The sequence below is a fragment of the Chryseobacterium sp. BLS98 genome, from assembly GCF_001045445.1.
Taxonomy (GTDB): domain Bacteria; phylum Bacteroidota; class Bacteroidia; order Flavobacteriales; family Weeksellaceae; genus Chryseobacterium.
On sequence record NZ_LFNF01000005.1, the window covers coordinates 503,859 to 523,649 of the forward strand.

Below are 19,791 nucleotides of genomic sequence, written 5' to 3' on the forward strand. Positions count from 1 at the left end.
AAAATTCTATTGGATTTTAATTTTTCTCTGCAAGCTTTATTATTTTTTGTACCAAAGGTTTTTCCTGGTCTTTCCTGTCAAACAGTAATGGATAATCTGTTCTTCCTTTCACCGGAAAATCGTTTTTCCAGGACTGCTTATCGGTAACGCCCCATAAGGTTACCCTTCTTATTTTATCCTGGTGCTTCAAAAACAAACCAAAAAAATCGAGGTAACGCTTTTCCCATTTCATTTCTACCTCATTGGGAAGTCCTTTTGTGTAAGGGTTCATTTCTTTCTGATAGGCAACAGTATCTGAAACATTAGCGGAGCTTCCCCATGGAGAAGGCAAAGCACTAATTTCCAGCTCGGTAATATTGACTTTAGCGCCTGCATTAGAATAAGCCAGTATTGCTTTTTCATATTCATCCATGGAAGGGGTATCCATGCCGACGTGGGCCTGCATTCCTACTCCATCAATACGGATTCCTCTTAATTTAAGCTTTTCAACCATTTTGATGACCGTTTTCACCTTTTCAGGATACCATTCATTATAATCGTTGTAATATAATTCGGCATTGGGATCAGCTTCCTGTGCATACTGAAATGCCAAAGGAATAAAATCTTCACCCAGGACTTCGTAAAATTTACTTTTTCTGTAAGATCCGTCTTCAAGAATGGCCTCATTCACCACATCCCATCCTTTGACTTTTCCTTTGTAACGGGAAACTACTGTTGTAATGTGGTTTTTCATGCGTCGTTTCAATACTTCCGGAGAAACGTCTTTTCCATTTTTATCTGAAAAAAACCATTTTGGAAGCTGCGAATGCCAGATTAAAGTATGCCCGATGATGAACATATTGTTTTTCATCCCGAAATCGACAAATTTATCGGCATCATCAAAAAAGAACTTTCCTTCCTGAGGTTGCAGAAACATAGATTTCATGCAATTTTCGGCAACAATAGAGCTGAATTGTTTTTTGATAATCGCTGTAGCTTTCTGATCTGTCCCGTCAATCTGGGGAAGGCTCATGGCGGTTCCGATGTAGAATTTATCCTGAAAAGCTTTTTTCAAGGAACCGTCAGATTTCTGCGCCGACAGCCCGGAAACGGTAATAGCTGCCAAACCAATTAAAATACGTTTCATATTGATAGTTTTTATTTTCTTCTTTCCGCCAGATCCTTTTCAATCTGAACTTCCATTTTTTTGTTGATCTTATACCCTAAAAGCAGTCCGCAGGCAATGAAAAACGGAATGGACGGGAAAATACTCACAAGCATTTTAGCCCCTGCTGCAACTGTTTCAGGCTGAATAACCTGTTCGTTCCCGTGTACGGAAATGTATCCATATTTTCCTATGATCATAGCTACCAGTGAGCTTCCGATGCTGAGACCTACTTTCAGTCCTACCATCATCGCAGAGAAAATAATAGCAGTTGCCCTGCGGTTGTTCTTCCATTCCGAATAGTCGGCCACATCAGCAATCATAGCCCATAAAAGCGGAGTGCTGATTCCGTAAAAGAATCCGTGTAAAATCTGTGATAAGAACATGATTCCTACCGCTTTCGGCGGATAAAATATAAAAGCCAGAATAAATAGTGTAGAGATGAATAATGAGGCAATAAAAGTGTCACGTTTTCCAAATCTGTCTGCCAGTCTTTTAGAGAAGGTAATCCCGACAATCATCATCACAATTCCTCCTGCATTAAACAATCCGAATCCTGCAGACTTTGGATCTTCTCCGAAGAAATTCATTCCCGCAGCATTAAAAAATGAGGTAATGGGTGAGATCAAACTTTTCAGTGCATTTTCATCCACATAATTGTTAAAATAATATACATAAGATCCTCCTTTCATGGCCAGCGTTATGAATATAAATGCGGTCACGGTAAGCATAATAATCCATGGTCTGTTTTGAAATAAGTCTTTTAAATCTTCTTTCAGACTTGATTTCTGTTCCGGTTTGGGAATGATTCTTTCCTTGGTGGTAAAAAAAGTGATCAACAACATTACTGATCCGATTACAGCCAGCCATGTCATGACGGTTTCAATTCCCTGTGCCTTGTCTCCATGTCCTACATATAAAATAATGGGAAGCATAAATACCTGCACAAAAAACTGGGCAAACATCACGGCAACAAAACGGTACGAAGAAATACTGTTCCTTTCCCCCATATCTCCTGTAATAACACCGCTCAAAGCAGCATAAGGTAAGTTATTGGAAGCATATAATAACAATAATAATGAATAAGTAATTGCAGCATAGATCATTTTACCCTGATAGGAAAAGTGAGGTGTGCTGAAAGCCAGCAGTGCTGCAATACCAAGAGGTACAGCTGTAAATAAAATCCATGGACGGAATTTCCCCCATCGTGAGCTTGTACGGTCTGCCAGTGCTCCGATAAGCGGATTAAAGCCAAAACCGGCAATTAAACCTACGGTAAGGGTGATCACAGAGGCATCCTCTGCTTTGAGTCCGTAAATATCTGTGTAAAAATAGGTCAGATAGGTAACTAAGGTCTGAAAAACAAGGTTGGCTGCCAGGTCTCCCAGACTGTACCCCACTTTCTCTATTACCGATATTTTTTGTGGCTGATTATCCATTGAATTTGATAAGGTTTTCTATGTTAAATTTAATTTTCTTCTGTTGTAAAAGGTGAAGCAGGAAGCCCGCTTTTGTTTTTAAGATTTCCATCAGGGTTATCTGCCCAATCGTAGCGTACATTAGCCGGGCTGGTTACCTGATCATTCCATACAATGACCTTATTACCTTTTGCTTTTGCTTTTGCCCATTGGTAACTGCCGCCTTTCTGCTGTATGGCAAAACCTTTCAGTTCTCCCTGTACCAGGTCATCTGTTTCAGGCTTAAAGGATAGAATAATGGTATTTCCTTCTGTTTTCATCGACTGGTAAACGGGACCGTCAGCAATTATTTTTTTGCCTTCCCCGATTTTCAGGGCCTGTAAAGCCAGCCTGTCACCCACTGCTTTTTTATTGAGCGGATGAATATCATTCCATTCTCCCAGATCAATAGTTACTGCCAGTCCTGCATAAGGAACATGAAGAGAAACCTGTCTCTGCTGTTCTCTCAGCTCAGCCCAGTTGCTTTCAAGGGGTTCATCTTTTTTCTCCATGAAATTGGCCAGCTGTACAATGAAGAACGGCAGATCGTTCTTGTTCCATTTTGAACGCCAGTCTGAGATCATCGTTGACAGCAAATCTCCGTATTCTTTTGGTTTTCCTGTATTGCTTTCACCCTGATACCAGATAAATCCTTTGATTTTATAATTGATCAGCGGATGAATCATAGAATTATAAAGTCCTACCGGTTTCCAGCGGATAAACGTTTGTCCGGGAGCCATTTTTTCCATTTTGGCTCCGATTTTATATTTCCACTCGCCTTTCAGATCTGTCTTTTGTCCGTCAATTTCCAGGTAATAGGGTTTATCAGCGATAAACTGTCCTTTTCCGCTACCATTGATGACTCTTACTGTAATGATATTCTTTCCTTCTTTTAAAACACCTTTTGGGATATCATACCAGCGTGGCGGATATTCATAGGTAACATTTCCTACTTTAATTCCGTTGATGTAAGTAACATCAGCATCTTTTATCCTTCCCAGATTTAAAAATGCTGTTTTCTGATCTGCTCCTTTGGGCAGAATAATTTCTTTGCGGAACCATACCGAACCATCAAACGGACCTTCCTGATCTTCCCATGACCCCGGCACCATCGTGGTTTTCCATCCTGAATCATTTGCATTATCTTTTTCCCAGTGCTGATTCAGTCCGATATCACTCTGATCAAGCTCTGCATACCATGCTTTGCTCAATGATCTTTCCTGGGATTCCGTAGATTGTATCAGGTCATCATTTTTCCATTTTTCTGCTTCAGCCAGATATTCCGGATATTTTTTTAAAGATTTTTCATCCATCCAGGCCTGAACCGGAGAGCCTCCCAGACTGGTATGAATGATGCCGACAGGAACTTTATTTTTTTCATTCAGCTCTTTGGCAAAAAAATAAGCAACTCCTGAAAAATTAAGAATAGTCTGAGGGTTCGTACTTTCCCACTTTCCTCCGTCAAGATCATTTTGCGGAGCTTTAAAATTGTATTTCTGCGGAACCGTGAAGAATCTTATATTCTGATTATTGACGTTTTTAATTTCATCTCCATAAAGAGGTGTCAGCCTGCGCATCGGAAGCTCCATATTGGATTGCCCTGAAGCTACCCACACATCACCAATAAGAATATCTTTAAGAGTGATCTCATTAATCGTCATGATAAAAGGACCGCCGGCATTAAGCTTTGGAAGCATGAGAGACCAGTTTCCATTTTGGTCAGCTGTAGTATTATACGTTTTATTGATGAACTTAATGGCAATTTTTTCTCCGGCATCTGCATATCCCCAGATCTTCAGATCCTGATTCCTCTGAAGGATCATTCCGTCTGAAACCAAAGCCGGAAGCCTTACTTTTGCATGAAAACTGCAAATGGCTGCCAGAAAAAATAATAAGTATAGGGTTCTGTTTTTCATGGGAAAAATCTGTTTTTAATTTTGGTTCAGCTTTATTTCTTTTCGTAATTTCCTTTCAACAAACGGACTTCGACAACCTTAGCGGTCATTTGTTTTTCTTCTGCCAGAAATTTTACGGTAAGATTTTCTTTATTTTTCTCTGAATCCGGTATCGGAACGACTAGATATTGAGGTGAGCTTCCGGATTTTCCTTCCAGGTTTTGAGTAATGATTTTTCTACCATTGATCTCAACATTTAGCGTGCGGTTGGTATTGGCGTCAAAATACAGCAGGTAAAGGTATGAAGCAGTTTTCCCGCTATTTTTCATCTGGTAGCTGAACCAGCCTTTGGCATCACGGAAATGGCGGTCTTCCATATATCCTGTGCCTGAGTCTTTGCTTTCTATAAAATGATCTGATTCCGGCTGCTGCTCTCCCAGCTGGATCTTATCTGCAGTGATCATATCCAGCTTTCTGATTTCCGCTTCCTCTTTTGCTCTCTGCTTCAATGTATTTTCTATTCCATTTTTATCAGCCTGCGGCCAGTACAGGATATATCTTTTTGCCTGAATACTGTAAAACGGCACAAGACGTAAGCCTTCTTTAAATTTTTCAGACGGGTAAAGTCCTGTAAGGATAAAATTCAGATTTTCATGATCCGGTTCAACATGATTGACAACCTCTGAAGGATTTCCAAGGATAACGGGAATTTCGTTTAAAGGGATCTGCGGACCGTGAGCAATATGACCGCCTCTGCTGTCATCAGCAAGAAGTCCCTGCTGGTTTTCGGTTCCGTATTCTGCGGCAAGCACTACAGGTCCGTATTTGAATGCATAATAATTGGAGTGGTCAGGTAATTGCTCTGCGGAAAGATGCATAGGTAAAGCCATTTTCACAACATCTCCTTTTTTCCATTTTTTAGTCAGTGTAAAATAGCCGTCAGAACCACGTTGTACTTTCTCCTGTTTTCCGTTGATCATAATTTTCACATCCGAAGGGGTCGTCCATTCCGGGCATCTCAGTTTTAAAGCAAATTCTGACTTTCCTACAGCATCAAAGATCAGTGTTGTTTCAGGAACTTCCGGGAAGTTATTGACCTGACGGAGTACTACTTTTTGCTGTTTCCATGTCAATGTGGAAGGGATAAACAGGTTCACATATAAATCCTTATCTGACCGGGCATAAATCATTTCTCCATATTTGGCATGATTTTCCATTCCGGAACCTACACAGCACCAGAAGCTGGTCTGAGGCTGTGAATAAACACGGTAGTGCCCGGGACGCATCGGGGTAAAGTAAACGAACCCTCCCTGATCATAATTTTCCGTAGAAAGGATATGATTGTATAATGCTTTTTCGTAATAATCTATATAGTAAGATTCGGGCAGCGTTGCATAAAGTTCTTTGGTCAGCTTGAGCATATTGTAGGTATTGCAGGTTTCCGGACCCTCAATACTTTTTATCATGCTGCTGAAATCATTGACGGGGTTAAAATGTTCACTGACACTGTTTCCGCCGATGACGGAGGATCTTTTCTCTGTAATATTATGCCAGAAAAAATCGGCGGCATTGCTCCATGATTTATTGTTTTCAAGATCAGCAATACGTTTGTATCCGATTACTTTCGGAATCTGCGTATTGGCATGAAGACCTGTAAGCTTATCCTCTCCTTCCAGAAGAGGATTAAGGATAGCCTGATGGGAAAAGCGGTGAGCCAGCTGCAGATATTTTTTATCGTGGGTAATATCATAAACGTCAGCAAAAACTTCATTGAGGCCTCCATGTTCACTGCGCAGCATATCCTGTATCTGTTCATCAGAAAGGCCTGAAACTTCATTCGCCATCCAATCCGTAAGCCTGATAAGCATTGCCTTTGCTTTTTCACTTTTTGCATACCAATAGGCATCGCGTAATCCTGCGTACAGCTTGTGAATATTATATAAAGGTACCCACCGGTCGTTCAAACCAAAGCCTGAAGCACGTATGTTTCCCTGTTTAATCTCTTTCCATATTTTTTCCCCACCCGGAATTCCTGACATATATCCGTCCGGAGATGCTTTCTGGCAGCGTTCCAGTTCACTGATCATATAATCAATCCTCTGTTTTATTGCAGAATCTCCTGTGGAGGCGTACATCAGGGATAAAGCGGAAATATAGTGCCCTCCTATATGGCCGTCCAGTCCTGTATTTTCCCAATTGGGATAATTTCCTGCCTTTGGTTTCAGTCCGGCTTCTTTAAGGTAAGGAGCCAGCAACCTATCCGGTTCTATCGCCATGAGATATTTCCGGTCTGCCACCATGGCTTTATTGAAAACACTCTCTGATAACCTGACAGTTTCCAAAGGAAAATAATGAATTTTCTCCTTAACCTGGGCTGAGGTAAATGAAGCAAAACACAATAAAAGAACCGAAAGTTTTGGAGTCATGGATAAATGTTAATTCAACATTTCTAAAATAACAGAAAGAATCAATATACGAAACATTATTTGAGCCCGTGCCATCCATTTTTTCATTTAAATCCTTTATTAAAGCCCTAAAAATAACAAAAAAAGCACACCCTTATCATAAAAAATAAGATAATCAATTTACAGAAAGATAAAACCATACAATCACGCGATTCCCTATGAAAATGATTTCAGGATATGTTTTAGCAAGAATGTCAACGATATAACAAATACCTTATCGTATTTTTAACGCTAAGCTATTTTGTTTGATTATTATTAACTCTGATTTTGATTTTAACACAATTTTAACATTCAATTCATGTACAATTAACCTGATTTCAGTGGTATTTCCCAGTTTCGATGACTACTTCAGCTCCCAAAATATCCTTTAACCATAATTTTAATGAAATAAATGATTCAGATTAAAAAGTGTATGAATCACATTTGTATATCCATAAAAGCTTTACCTTTGTATAAAATATAAAAGATGACTGAGGATTACTCTCAATATCCCAAACACCTTGTTGCCGTTGACTGTATCATTTTCGGTTTTGACGGCGAAAATCTTAAAATCCTTTTGGTAAAAAGAAATTTTGAACCGCAGATGGGCGAATGGTCGCTCATGGGTGGTTTTATCGGTAGTGACGAGACTTCTGATAAAGCAGCCAACAGGGTTTTGTATACGTTGACCGGTCTTGAGAATATTTATCTTGAGCAGCTGAAATGTTATACTGAAATCAAACGTGAGCCGACCGCCAGAATCATGTCAATTTCCTATTACGCGCTGATTAATATTGAGAAAGATATTCAGATCAATGAGCAGTACAGCGCAAAATGGGTTGAACTTCAGAAAGCACCTGAACTTATTTTCGATCATAATGAAATGGTAAAAGATGCTGTGGCCAGGCTGAGAAGAAGAGCTTCAACAGGGCCTATAGGGTTTGAGCTTCTTCCAGAAAAATTCACGATGAAAGATCTTCAGAATCTTTATGAAGCTATTTTTGATGAAAAATTCGACAAGCGGAATTTCACCAGCAAAATCAACAGCATGGATATCCTTGTCAATACCAATAAAAAGGATATGACCTCATCCAGAAAAGGTTCTTTTCTTTACCGCTTTGACGAAAAAAAATACAACAAGAAAATCTCACAGGGATTTATGTTTAAAATCTAACTGGTATAATCGGTTAAATTTCACAAAAAGTTTCAGAAAATTAGCAATTCAGAATTGGAAAAACTTCCGAATACACCCTATTAACACTATTAAAAATCTCACTGATCTGAGATTTTTTTGTGTTATTATGGAAAAATTTCACACAGGATTATAGTCATTCCATCTTTTTTAAAAAAAATCCTAATAAAAATTTATGATAAGGTTTTTTCTTTTCTCCTACCACAAAAAGCATTATAATTATATGGTTTATAACCCTATTTATGATATGTAATATTTTGTTAATTTTTAATAAAATATTGATTTATATTTAATAAATTATTTATTTTTATATAAAACTAATAACCATATTTAATAGTAATTCAATTTTAACAATCCCATATTTTTATGTATGGAAAAACCAAAAAGAGAAAAAGGTTCAAATTCGAAACTGAATAGAAAGAGTTCTATTCTTCTACCGAAACCAGTGATGAAGAATTAGGTAAAGAAATTTGGGAAACAAGAAGTTTAGCCAGTTTAATAGAAAAATATAACATCAATCCTTTTTTCAAATCCAGCGTCAATAAAATTAAAAATTTTCTTATCTGTTCAATATTTATGCGCAGGTAGGGAATAAATAAACTAATTACTAAAATATAAAACCTAAACCTTTAAATATATCAATATGAAAACAAACAAAATGTGGCTACTTCTGGCCTCTCTTCTGTTAATCATCCTTTCAAGCTGCTCCCGGATGGAAGAAAAGTTTTTACAAGAAGAATCTGAACAAAACCCAAGTGCCAACGCCAGCGCAAGAGCATTGGCAGCAACACCAATGCTGCATGTTGGAGGCAGATACCTTAAAGATCCCTGCGACAATAATGTTATCTTACATGGTGTTGCCATAACTCCCAGCCCCTGGTTCAACGGCTGTCAGTATGGTGCTAATTCCGGCTACTGTACCTGGGATAATTACAATGTACAGGGTGCTCTGAACTATAATAAGGCTATCATGAACAAGCTCAGCAGCGCTGCCGATGGCTGGTATCTCAATTACATCCGCCTTCATATTGATCCGTATTGGACCAATGATCCCGGACCGGCTATCCCTGAGAATGATATCTCAAGATTCAATTATAACCGTCTGGTTACTTATACAGATCAGGTGATAATCCCACTGATCAACCATGCCCGCAGCCTGGGAATGTATGTCATCCTACGTCCGCCAGGCGTATGCCCAAGTCGTATTGCGGTCAATGATGCGTACCATAGCTATCTCAAGACCGTATGGACTTTCCTTTCTCAGCATCCCGGATTAAAGAACGCCGACAATGTGATGTTTGAATTAGCTAATGAACCTGTTGAAATCCTGGGAACAAATGGTAATTGGGGCAGTACAGGAAATGAACATTTTGCAGCACTCAAAAACTTCTTTCAGCCATTGGTTAATATCATCCGTACCAACGGAGCCAATAATGTTTGCTGGATTCCGGGTACAGGCTGGCAATCACATTACCAGGGCTATGTTAATAATCAGATCACGGGTGGTAATATTGGCTATGCTGTTCATATTTATCCCGGTTACTGGGGTGGTCTCAGCAACTATCAATCCTTTCAAAACGCATGGAATGTCAACGTTAAACCGATTGCAGACATTGCACCGATCGCCATTACCGAGACCGACTGGGCTCCACAAGGATATGGTACCTTCGGCATTGGTAACACCGGTACAGCAGGCGGAAGCGGATTTGGTGCCAATTTAAAATACATCGTGGATCAATCCGGCAATGTAAGCTGGAATGTTCTTGCCCCGGATAATCTCCTCCACAAAGGCGATCCCAATGCAGGAACAGCCTACAACAACGATTGGGAAGCCTGCGCTGCCCCGGTTAAACAGTGGTTTCAGCAATATGCATCCTCCAACTACCCCGTTGCCAACTGCAACACAAACAATAGCCTGGTTAATAATGGTATTTATGAGATCGAATTTCAGACTGATGCCAACAAAGTGGTTGATCTGAAATCAGGAGAAGACGCCAATGGTGCAATATTAAGACCATGGACAAGGAATGGCGCTGCTGCACAGCGATGGGTTGCCATTGACGCAGGCAATGGATACTGGCGTTTTGTGTCTAAAGCCAGCGCAACAAACCGCTGCATTGACCTGGCCAGCAACAGCAATACACTGGGGACTTCAATCCGGCTCTGGCAGAACTATGGTAATGATGCACAGAGCTGGCAGGTAGTCGCTGCTTCCAATGGTTATTACAAAATCCTATCCAAGGTAGATGCCACGCGTGGCTGGGATATCCCCAACTGTACCATGGACGGTAATTCAAACTTACATCTTTGGGATTATTACGGTACATCCTGTCAGTTGTTCAAGTTCAAATTTATAGCGATGAACTAAGCGTCTTAGAAAGATCTAAGATCAATAAAAATAGGATGCCTTTTAGCATCCTATTTTTTATTATTTGTGAAGAGTCAATTTTGCTTTGCAAGTCAATAGTGAATTTTTAAAAATTGACAAGTGAAACGGATTCACAATTGACCATTCACTTTTGTCATGTACTAAATTATCTTTTACATGGAAAGTCAATTTTGCTTCGCAAACCAATGGTGAATTCTGAAAATTGACAAGTGAAACGGATTCACAATTGACCATTCACTTTTTGTCATGTATTCAATTCTACCAAAACCTCACATACAAGGCAGTCAGTAGAAGCAATGTCATCACAATCAAAACCAAAGTTCTGTTGTCCACTTTAAACATTGTTGCATCAATGGCAAAGGCTTTAGGGTTAATTTTAGGGCCTGCAAGACTGATCAGTATCATCACGATTATGGTGATAAAGAATGACCATCCCATATTGATCAGGAAAGGGATCTCGGTAATGGTATGTACTACTCCATTCTCCAGCTTTTCATAAGTGAATGCTGTATACATCCAGGTCTCTTTTCCGAAAATTTCTACGGCAAAGCTGTTGAAGAAGATCGCAAGGACAAAGCCTAAGATAACCCCTACCAAAGCCGCTGTACCAGTCGTTCTTTTCCAAAACATTCCCAGAAGGAACATGGCAAAAACTCCCGGGCTGATAAAGCCTGTATACTTCTGAATAAATGTGAATCCGCCTTCTCCTCCAATTCCCAAAACATCAGTCCAAGTGAAGGCCAATGCTGCCATCATTGCAATAATAATGACCCAGCGGCCTGTTCTCACCATCTGGATTTCGGTAGCATCTGTTTTAAGGTATTTCTTATAGATATCCAGGGTAAAAATGGTTGAGATACTGTTCACTTTTCCTGCCAGGGAAGCGACGATGGCTGCCGTCAAAGCGGCAATGGCCAATCCTTTCAGGCCTACTGGTAAGAATCCTAATATCGCAGAGTATGCTCCGTCTTTCACTCCGTTGAATCCCGGAAGATGCCCTTTAGAATATAATACATAAGCAGCGATCCCGGGAAGCATCACAATAACAGGCATGAATAATTTCAGGAAACCTGCAAATAAAATCCCTGTTCGTGCCGTTTTCAGATCTGCTCCCAAAGCTCTTTGCGTAATATACTGATTACAACCCCAATAATTCAGGTTAACAATCCACTGACCGGCAAAATACATGGCCAGACCTGGTAACACCACATATTTTTGTACCTCCAGATTCTGAGGCATTGCCAAAGTCGTCGTTGTGGTGGTCGGTTTTTCAAGAATCAGCTTAAAATGCTGTGGAGCCTCATTGATCAGGGTATTGAATCCTGCCAAAGCATTCCCGACAGCTGCTCCGTTAATTCTCTGGTCTACAATCTGCAAAGCCATATAAACCGTTGCAAAACCTCCGATAATAAGCACTGCGACCTGTATAACATCTGTATATCCTATCACTTTCATTCCTCCAAGACCGATCAGAAGGGCCATTAGCAAAAGGGCAATCATAATACCGTGAAGATGTTCTCCTCCCAACAAAGTATCAATGGCAAGAGCGCCAAGATAGAGAATGGAAGTAAGATTCACGATAACATATAGAAACAGCCAGAATACTGCCATGATCAATGAAACAGATTTGTTATACCTTCTCTCCAGAAACTGGGGCATGGTATAGATTTTATTTTTAAGATAGATCGGTATAAACCATACTGCAATGATGATCAGTGCAACGGCAGCAATCCATTCGTAAGCGGCAACAGCAATTCCGACAAAGAAACCTTCACCACTCATTCCGATAAACTGTTCAGCAGAAATATTGGAAGCGATTAAGCTGGCTCCGATCGCCCACCAGGTCAAAGATCCTTCTGCCAGGAAATAGTCCTTACTTCCTGTAGATTCAGATTTTTTCTTTTTATAGATCCATAATCCGTAGGAAGCTACCACTACGAAATAGATCAGAAATATGATGATATCAATAGTTGCTAATTTTCCCATGGTTTAGTTTTTAACGGAGAATTTATAGATGGTTTTAGACTGGTATTTCTGTCCGGGCTTCAGTTCTGTGGAAGGAAAAGAAGGCTGGTTGGGTGAGTCCGGGAAATGTTGTGTTTCCAAGCAGAATCCTGTTCTGAATTCATTTTTACCGCCGGTTTTGGTATCAAACTTTCCGTCAAGAAAATTTCCGGAATAAAACTGAACACCGGGTTCATCCGTGAAGACTTCCATCAGTCTTCCTGTTCCCTGATGATACACTTTGGCGATGCTTCTCAGACCTTTTCCGTTCAGTATCCAGTTATGGTCATACCCTTTTCCCTTTTTCAGCTGATCATCTTCTGCACTGATATCTTTTCCGATCGGTTTTGAAACCGTGAAATCAAAAGGAGTTCCTTTCACTGCTTTCTGCTCACCGGTAGGAATCAGGGTTTCATTGACCGGAAGGAATTGATCTGCATTGATCTGCAGTGCATGGTCAGTAATCGTTTTAGTGAAGTTTCCTGACAGGTTAAAATAAGAATGCTGGGTAAGATTTACCACTGTAGGTTTATCTGTTTCAGCTTCATATGAAATTTCCAATGCATTGTCGTCTGTAAGCGTGTAAAAAACGGTTGTTGTTAATTTCCCCGGATATCCTTCCTCACCGTCTGCACTGGTATAAGATAATTTCAATGTCGGAAATTTTGCATCTTTTACTGCTTCAATATTCCAGAATCTGGTATGAAATCCTTCTTTTCCTCCGTGAAGACTGTTAGGGCCATCATTTTTATCAATTTCGTATGCTTTATCCTCCAGTGAGAATTTTGCATTGGCAATTCTGTTGCCATATCTTCCGATCAATGCACCGAAATAATATGGATTGCCATTGAAATACCCTTCAGGTTTCGTAAAGCCGAGTACTACATCCTCGTATTTCCCGTTTCTGTCCGGAGCTGTTAAAGAAGTGATAATTCCTCCGAAGTTGATGACCTCAACTTTCATCCCGTTTTTATTGGTCAACGTGTATTTTTTAATAGAATCGCCTTTTGGTGTAACTCCATAATCTGAAGTATGAATCTTCTCCATTTTTTCTGAAATATCCTGTTTATTATTTTCTTTTTTGCAGCCGAAAATAATTAAAAATAATAAAATAAAAATGCCACTATATATTGTTTTTCTCATAATTATTTACATATTTTTTTAAAATTAATTAACGATAATACATTTCATTCCAACGAAGTGTATTTTTAAAATCACGCATTCTGGTATCTTCATCAATGACTAATGATTCAATCCCTGCTATTTCAGCAAAATCTTCCAGCTGCTCTGCTGAAATATTTTCACTGTAACATGTATGGTGTGCCCCACCTGCCAGTATCCAGGCTTCTGCAGCCGTATATAAATCAGGAAGAGGTTTCCATAAAACTCTTGCTACCGGCAGTTTTGGCAAGTCTTCTGTAATTTCCAATGCTCTGGTTTTGTTGATCAGCAGTCTGAAATGGTTTCCAAAATCCATCAGGGCAGCATTCAGAGAATCAATATTTCCTCTGGAATTGAATACGAGACGAACCGGATCTCCTTTTCCACCGATTCCCAGCGGATGGATTTCACATGAAGGCTTTCCGGCTGCCAGAACAGGATCTACTTCCAGCATGTGGGAACCTAAAATGGATGGATTGGAAGGGTCTAAATGATAGGTGTAATCTTCCATAAAAGCATTTCCTCCTTCAAGACCCTGCCCCATTGTTTTCATGGCACGTACCAATGCTGCGGTTTTCCAGTCTCCTTCTCCTGCAAATCCGTATCCTTTCTGCATCAGGCGCTGCACCGCAATTCCCGGCAGCTGCTCCAGCCCGTGAAGGTCTTCAAAAGTATCAGAGAATCCTTTGAATCCTCCATCCTTTAAAAATTTTTCAAGCCCTAATTCAATTTTTGCAGCGGTGTGTAGTGAATTTCTGTTGGCACCTCCTTCCAAAAGGGATGCTGCCATATGGTATGAAGATTCATATTCCTCGATAAGGCTTTTTATTTCTCCTTCACCTATTGAATTAATAACTCCAACAAGATCACCAATTCCCCAAGTATTAACTGAAAAACCGAATTTTGTCTCCGCTTCCACTTTGTCACCATCTGTAACGGCTACAAATCTCATATTATCCCCGAAACGTACAAATTTAGCACCCTGCCAGTCGTCCCAGCCGGCAGCAACACGGCTCCAGTCTCCGATCTGCTTCTGAACTCTTTCTTCTGACCAGTGTCCTACCACTACTTTCCTGCTCTTTCGGAGCCTGCTTACCATAAAACCAAATTCACGATCTCCATGAGCGGCCTGATTAAGGTTCATAAAGTCCATATCCATGGTAGACCACGGAATATCCCTGTTGAACTGGGTATGCAGATGCAAAAGAGGTTTCTGTAAAATTTTTAATCCTCTGATCCACATTTTGGCGGGTGAAAAGGTGTGCATCCATGTGATCACACCTATGCAGTTTTCTGCATGATTGGCAGCTGCAATGGTTTCAAATATCTCTTCGGTAGTTTTTACCGTTGGCTTTACAATGATTTTTACCGGGATGAAAGAAGATTTTTCAAGTTCTTCCCCAATTTTTTTTGAGTGGTCCGCTACCTGCGTCAGTGTTTCAGGTCCGTATAAATGCTGACTTCCTGTGATGAACCAGACTTCTTTGGTATTGAGAGGTGTTAACATAATTTTGTTGATCGTTAATAGTTGTTTATGTTGAAGTGTTTAGTATTTCAACTCCTGTCCGTAGTAGGCATTCTTGCCGTGTTTACGTTCATAGTGTTTTTTAATGAGTGAGTCTTTCAGACGTTCTGCATCAGGATTTATCTGCCTGGTGAGATAAGCCATTTCGGCAATGGTTTCCAGCACTTTGCTGTTGTAGACTGCCTTCTCCGCATTTTTGCCCCAGGTGAAAGGGCCATGATTGCCAATCAGGACCATTTCCACTTCTTCAGGAGAAAGCTGTTTTTCTTTAAAACAATCCAGAATCTGTATTCCTGTATTGTATTCGTAGTTTCCTTCGATCAGATCATCACGCATGGGTGGCGCACAGGGAATATCTGTCGTAAGATGGTCTGCATGGGTGGTTCCGAAAACAGGAATATCCATTTGCGCCTGTGCCCACGCCACGGAATAGATCGCATGAGTGTGGGAAATCCCACCGATATTTTCCCAGTTTTTGTACAGGTAAGCATGTGTTTTGGTATCGGAAGAGGGTCTGAGGCTGCCTTCAATGACATTGGCATCAAAATCCAGAATCACCATATCTTCCGGTTTTAAAATGTCGTAGGGAACACCGCTTGGTTTAATGGCAAAAATGCCTTTATCACGGTCTACAGCACTCACATTACCGAAAGTATAGACCACCAGCTTCAGCGCATCCAGTTGCATATTCGCTTCATAACATTCTCTTTGGAGTTCTTTATAGGTATTCATTTTGAGTATCATTCAAAAGGTTAATATTCAGGAATTCTGAAGTTCTTTTCTGTTGCTTTTCAGTTGGGTATTGTATTCTACAAAATCAGCGAGCTTCTGGTATTGCTGCATTAATTCTCTGTAGTGCTGTACTTGTTCCGCTTTCGGCTGGTATTCCGCTTCAAATGCGGAGCCCATTTTCATGCTTGCTTCCTGAACGGTAGGATAAATCCCTGCTGATACGGCCGCATAAACAGCAGCTCCCAAAGCAGGAGTCTGGTCCGAAGCGGCAACCACAATCGGCATATCCAGAACATTAGCGAGTGTCTGCATGATAAACGGCGATTTCCTTGCTACTCCTCCGATTCCGATCACTTTGTTGATTTTCACACCTTCCTCTTCAAAACGGTCAACGATCTTTTTAGCTCCGAAACAAATGGCATTCACCAAAGCTTTGAAAATATGGGGAGCTTTTGTTCCCAGAGAAAGCTGGCTTATGGCTGCTTTAAGCTCCTGGTCTGCATCCGGTGTTCTTCTTCCGTTTACCCAGTCCAATGCAACCGGAACCGCATCTGAAAGAGGAATTTTTTCTGCTTCAAGGGTTAATTTTCTGATAAGTCCGGCCTCCATTTCTTCTGCGAGCTTAGTCTTCTGCTCGTCTGAAATACTTTGGGAATGCATCATAACCTGGTGAACGGGCCACATCAGAATGTCTTTATACCAGGCCAGCACATCTCCAAAGGCAGACTGTCCTGCTTCAAGCCCTATTAATCCGGGAATTACAGAGCCGTCAACCTGACCGCAGATTCCTTTTACTGTTGTATCTCCAATGGTTTCTCCTGAGGCCACCATGATATCACAGGTGGAAGTTCCCATGATTCTGATCAGGGTATTTTCTTCCACTTTTGCTCCCACTGCCCCTGAATGGGCGTCGAAAGTTCCAACAGTGATGATGGTATTGGTTGTAAGGCCGGTTTTGGCTGCCCATTCTTCATTCAGGTGGCCGGCAATTTCGTCTGAAGTATAAGTTTCCCGGTATAATCTTCCCCTGAGCTCTCCCAGGGAAGGATCAAGCCTGTTTAAAAATTCTACTGAGGGCAAACCTCCCCATGACTCATGCCACATGGCTTTGTGGCCTGCTGCACAACGGCTTCTTTTGAAAGTTGCCAGGTCTTTATGATCTGATAAAAGATAGGTCAGATAATCACAGTGTTCCATCCAGGTATAAGCAGCATTTTTTACCCCTGCATCCACTCTGCTGATGTGTAGTATTTTGGCCCAAAACCATTCTGAAGAGTAAATACCGCCTTCATATTTTGTATAACCTTCCCCACCCCAGGTTCTTGCCAGGGTATTGATTTCTTCGGCTTCCCGGATAGCGGTGTGGTCTTTCCATAAAACCATCATCGCATGCGGATTCTCTTCAAATCCGGAAACCAGTGCCAGTGCTGTTCCGTCACTTGTCACAGGAAGCGGCGAAGAGCCTGTAGTATCAATGCAAATACTAACGATCTGCTCTGCTGGTATCCCACTTTCTTTTACTACTTCTGAAATGGTTTTTTCCAACCCTTCAATATGATCTAAGGGATGCTGTCTGAAGCTGTTGGCTGAGGGATTACAAAATTTACCTTCTTTCCATCTCTGGTAATAGCTGACTGAAGAAGTTACTTCGGAACCGTTTTCTGTATCAATAAGGACAGCCCGTACGGAATCTGTACCATAGTCCAGCCCGATAACATATTTTTTCATGGTGGTGAAACGTTTTTGATGGTTGAGATTTTAATTTCTCCTGATGAGATAAAAACAAATATAAGATTCTATTTTAAATAAATGTAAAAAATACACTTATTTTTTATAACCATATGAAATACAATTAATTAAATTGTTTTCACTTTTAAAACCACTAAAGAATTGGCAGGAATTTCCGCTGAGATTTCACCATTTTTGGCTTCAGAAACCTCTTCTTTAGGCTTCACAGGCTCAGCATCGAAACTATTTTCACTGGAAAGTTGTGGTGCAGTCAGAAATATTTTGGTTATTTTTTTACCGAGTTTCAGAGTTCCGAGTTTGATATTTACCGTTTTAGCCTGAGTATCAGTATTGACCATTTTAATAATAATTTCATTTGTTTTTGTATTCTTCACTGCTGTAGCGTATAACTTATCCTGCCCTGATAAAGCTTTCCCGTTACTTTCTATTTTCAGCAAATCCGTTCCTTTATTGTTGGAAAATAATTTCTGAACATGATAGTTTGGTGTAGCATAAGATTTCAGATTATTGAACCAGATCAGGTCAGGCGTCCACTGCCAGCCATCAGCATGGGCAAAAAGCGGTGCATAGGAAGTCATATAGATCACATCTGCATTTCTTTCAAGACCGGTCATAAAAGCCGCTTCTGAAAGGGCTGTAAGCCAGTTATTCTTATTATCAGGCTTTACCACTCCTACAGACTGGGCTGCATATTCTCCGGCAAACACTTTGGGTCCGGAACGGTCATAGTGGTCATATCTGCCTGCATTTTTCATGAACCAGTCGGGAGAATTGTAATAATGCTCATCTACCATCTGCGCGTTAAGCTGTTTCAACTCTTTCCAGCCATATTCAAAGAATTCGCCATCGGGTGACGGTCCGCTTCCTGAGATAATCTTAATATCAGGGTATTTTGAGTGAATGGCTTTTTCAAACACTTTGTAGCGTTCAATATAATCTGCTCCCCACTGTTCATTTCCTACTCCTATAAATTTTAAATTAAAAGGTTTCGAATGCCCCATTTCAGCACGGAGTTTCCCCCATTTTGTTGTTTTGGGATCTCCGTTGGCAAATTCAATCAAGTCCTGAACATCCTGAACATAAGGATCGAGGTCTTCCATTTTTACCAGTTCAGCGGTATTGAACTGGCATGCCATTCCACAGCTCAGAATAGGAACGGGTTCTGCACCCAGATCTTCGGAAAGCTGGAAATATTCAAAAAATCCTAATCCGAAAGACTGTCCGTAATCCGGTGTAAGGCGATGCGGAAATCCTGTACTCCATTTATTGATGAGATATTCGCGGTCTGCCACATTTCCTACTGTTTTTTTCCACTGATAGCGTTCTGCCAAAGTTCTTCCTTCTACAATACAGCCGCCCGGAAACCGTAAAAATCCCGGCTGCAAATCGTATAATTTCTGAACGAGATCTTTTCGTAAGCCTCCTTTTCTGCCTTTCCATGTATCCTGGGGAAAAAGGGATATCATATCCATGTTCACGATACCGTTTCCGGTAAATGTGATACGCAATTTTGCTTTTTCAACGGTTTGCGGTGATTTGAAAACCGTTGTATATTTCTGCCATTCCTTCCCTCTTACAAGTGTAGAGGCGGAAGTGATTTCCTTTCCGTTTTCATCAACAAGGCTTACATTGACCGCTGAAATATTTCCTGAAACATTTTCCAGATGAAAGCTGAAATCATATTGTTCTCCCTGATGAAGCCCTATTCCCCTGAATCCTTCATTTTCCAGAAGATAATTTTTATTATTCAGAACGGTAATTCTTGCGTAATTTTTATTGGATTTGGAAGGATCAGAATAAATGGTCAGAAATCCGGAATCCAGGTTAGGAGAAAGCGTTTTTGTATTGGGCTGTTTCCATCCTGTGAAAGGTTCGTCAAATTCAAAACTACGGTTTTTAATCAGTTCAGCATACAATCCGCCATCTGCTGCAAAATTGATGTCTTCAAAGAAAATCCCGTACATGGTGGGTTGTATTTTAATATTTGCAGGATTTTCTTTCAGATCCAGATTATAGGTACGGATGGTATTATTCTGAGCCGAAAAAAAAGCGGCACTGAGGGAAATCGCGATGGAAAATATTTTATTTTTTGTTGTCAT

12 protein-coding genes are annotated in these 19,791 nt (G+C 40.5%); 2 read left to right on the forward strand and 10 right to left on the reverse strand.

Translation table 11 applies throughout. The features are described 5' to 3' along the window. Positions 1-16 precede the first annotated feature (16 nt). From ACM40_RS19665 to ACM40_RS19680, 4 genes are read right to left on the reverse strand one after another with little or no spacing between them, the layout of a single operon-like run. Positions 17-1,126, reverse strand: coding sequence for an endo-1,4-beta-xylanase (locus ACM40_RS19665; RefSeq protein WP_048504465.1), 1,110 nt, complete (start codon positions 1,124-1,126; stop codon positions 17-19). Between the two features lie 11 nt (positions 1,127-1,137). After that, complete coding sequence (locus ACM40_RS19670) at positions 1,138-2,583, reverse strand: MFS transporter (RefSeq protein ID WP_048504466.1); 1,446 nt, start codon at positions 2,581-2,583, stop codon at positions 1,138-1,140. Positions 2,584-2,612: 29 nt separating this feature from the next. Beyond that, a complete protein-coding gene (locus tag ACM40_RS19675) occupies positions 2,613-4,517 on the reverse strand; it encodes a sialate O-acetylesterase (protein ID WP_083996907.1) in 1,905 nt (634 codons plus the stop codon). Positions 4,518-4,549: 32 nt separating this feature from the next. Further along, positions 4,550-6,922 carry a glycoside hydrolase family 127 protein gene (locus ACM40_RS19680; RefSeq protein WP_053077133.1) on the reverse strand — a complete coding sequence of 791 codons (2,373 nt, stop codon included), beginning with the start codon at positions 6,920-6,922 and terminating at the stop codon, positions 4,550-4,552. A gap of 505 nt (positions 6,923-7,427) precedes the next feature. On the opposite strand from ACM40_RS19680, the gene ACM40_RS19685 reads away from it, so the two are divergent. Both ACM40_RS19685 and ACM40_RS19690 read left to right on the forward strand, forming a co-directional pair. Next, complete coding sequence (locus ACM40_RS19685) at positions 7,428-8,114, forward strand: NUDIX hydrolase (protein WP_048504467.1); 687 nt, start codon at positions 7,428-7,430, stop codon at positions 8,112-8,114. A gap of 661 nt (positions 8,115-8,775) precedes the next feature. Then, positions 8,776-10,500 (forward strand): RICIN domain-containing protein, encoded by a 1,725-nt coding sequence (locus ACM40_RS19690; RefSeq protein WP_048504468.1) that lies wholly within the window; start codon positions 8,776-8,778, stop codon positions 10,498-10,500. A gap of 279 nt (positions 10,501-10,779) precedes the next feature. On the opposite strand, the gene ACM40_RS19695 is transcribed toward ACM40_RS19690, so the two are convergent. The 6 genes from ACM40_RS19695 to ACM40_RS19720 form a co-directional block, all read right to left on the reverse strand. Next, positions 10,780-12,507, reverse strand: a complete 1,728-nt coding sequence (locus tag ACM40_RS19695; protein ID WP_048504469.1) for a sodium:solute symporter family transporter — start codon at positions 12,505-12,507, stop codon at positions 10,780-10,782. 3 nt (positions 12,508-12,510) lie between these two features. Then, on the reverse strand, positions 12,511-13,668 hold the full coding sequence (locus ACM40_RS19700) for an aldose epimerase family protein (protein WP_048504470.1): 1,158 nt from the start codon (positions 13,666-13,668) through the stop codon (positions 12,511-12,513). A 28-nt stretch (positions 13,669-13,696) separates the two neighbouring features. Beyond that, positions 13,697-15,193 (reverse strand): L-arabinose isomerase, encoded by a 1,497-nt coding sequence (gene araA / locus ACM40_RS19705; protein WP_048504471.1) that lies wholly within the window; start codon positions 15,191-15,193, stop codon positions 13,697-13,699. 39 nt (positions 15,194-15,232) lie between these two features. Continuing rightward, positions 15,233-15,943 (reverse strand): L-ribulose-5-phosphate 4-epimerase, encoded by a 711-nt coding sequence (locus ACM40_RS19710; protein WP_048504472.1) that lies wholly within the window; start codon positions 15,941-15,943, stop codon positions 15,233-15,235. 27 nt (positions 15,944-15,970) lie between these two features. Then, a complete protein-coding gene (locus ACM40_RS19715) occupies positions 15,971-17,671 on the reverse strand; it encodes a ribulokinase (protein ID WP_048504473.1) in 1,701 nt (566 codons plus the stop codon). 128 nt (positions 17,672-17,799) lie between these two features. Continuing rightward, positions 17,800-19,791 (reverse strand): alpha-L-arabinofuranosidase C-terminal domain-containing protein, encoded by a 1,992-nt coding sequence (locus tag ACM40_RS19720; RefSeq protein ID WP_048504474.1) that lies wholly within the window; start codon positions 19,789-19,791, stop codon positions 17,800-17,802.

Excerpts from the sequence above, each read along its gene's own strand:
- ACM40_RS19665 (WP_048504465.1), bottom strand. The coding sequence starts at position 1,126 with ATGAAACGTATTTTAATTGGTTTGGCAGCTATTACCGTTTCCGGGCTG.
- ACM40_RS19670 (WP_048504466.1), bottom strand. The coding sequence starts at position 2,583 with ATGGATAATCAGCCACAAAAAATATCGGTAATAGAGAAAGTGGGGTAC.
- ACM40_RS19675 (WP_083996907.1), bottom strand. The coding sequence starts at position 4,517 with ATGAAAAACAGAACCCTATACTTATTATTTTTTCTGGCAGCCATTTGC.
- ACM40_RS19680 (WP_053077133.1), bottom strand. The coding sequence starts at position 6,922 with ATGACTCCAAAACTTTCGGTTCTTTTATTGTGTTTTGCTTCATTTACC.
- ACM40_RS19685 (WP_048504467.1), top strand. The coding sequence starts at position 7,428 with ATGACTGAGGATTACTCTCAATATCCCAAACACCTTGTTGCCGTTGAC.
- ACM40_RS19690 (WP_048504468.1), top strand. The coding sequence starts at position 8,776 with ATGAAAACAAACAAAATGTGGCTACTTCTGGCCTCTCTTCTGTTAATC.
- ACM40_RS19695 (WP_048504469.1), bottom strand. The coding sequence starts at position 12,507 with ATGGGAAAATTAGCAACTATTGATATCATCATATTTCTGATCTATTTC.
- ACM40_RS19700 (WP_048504470.1), bottom strand. The coding sequence starts at position 13,668 with ATGAGAAAAACAATATATAGTGGCATTTTTATTTTATTATTTTTAATT.
- araA (WP_048504471.1), bottom strand. The coding sequence starts at position 15,193 with ATGTTAACACCTCTCAATACCAAAGAAGTCTGGTTCATCACAGGAAGT.
- ACM40_RS19710 (WP_048504472.1), bottom strand. The coding sequence starts at position 15,943 with ATGAATACCTATAAAGAACTCCAAAGAGAATGTTATGAAGCGAATATG.
- ACM40_RS19715 (WP_048504473.1), bottom strand. The coding sequence starts at position 17,671 with ATGAAAAAATATGTTATCGGGCTGGACTATGGTACAGATTCCGTACGG.
- ACM40_RS19720 (WP_048504474.1), bottom strand. The coding sequence starts at position 19,791 with ATGACAACAAAAAATAAAATATTTTCCATCGCGATTTCCCTCAGTGCC.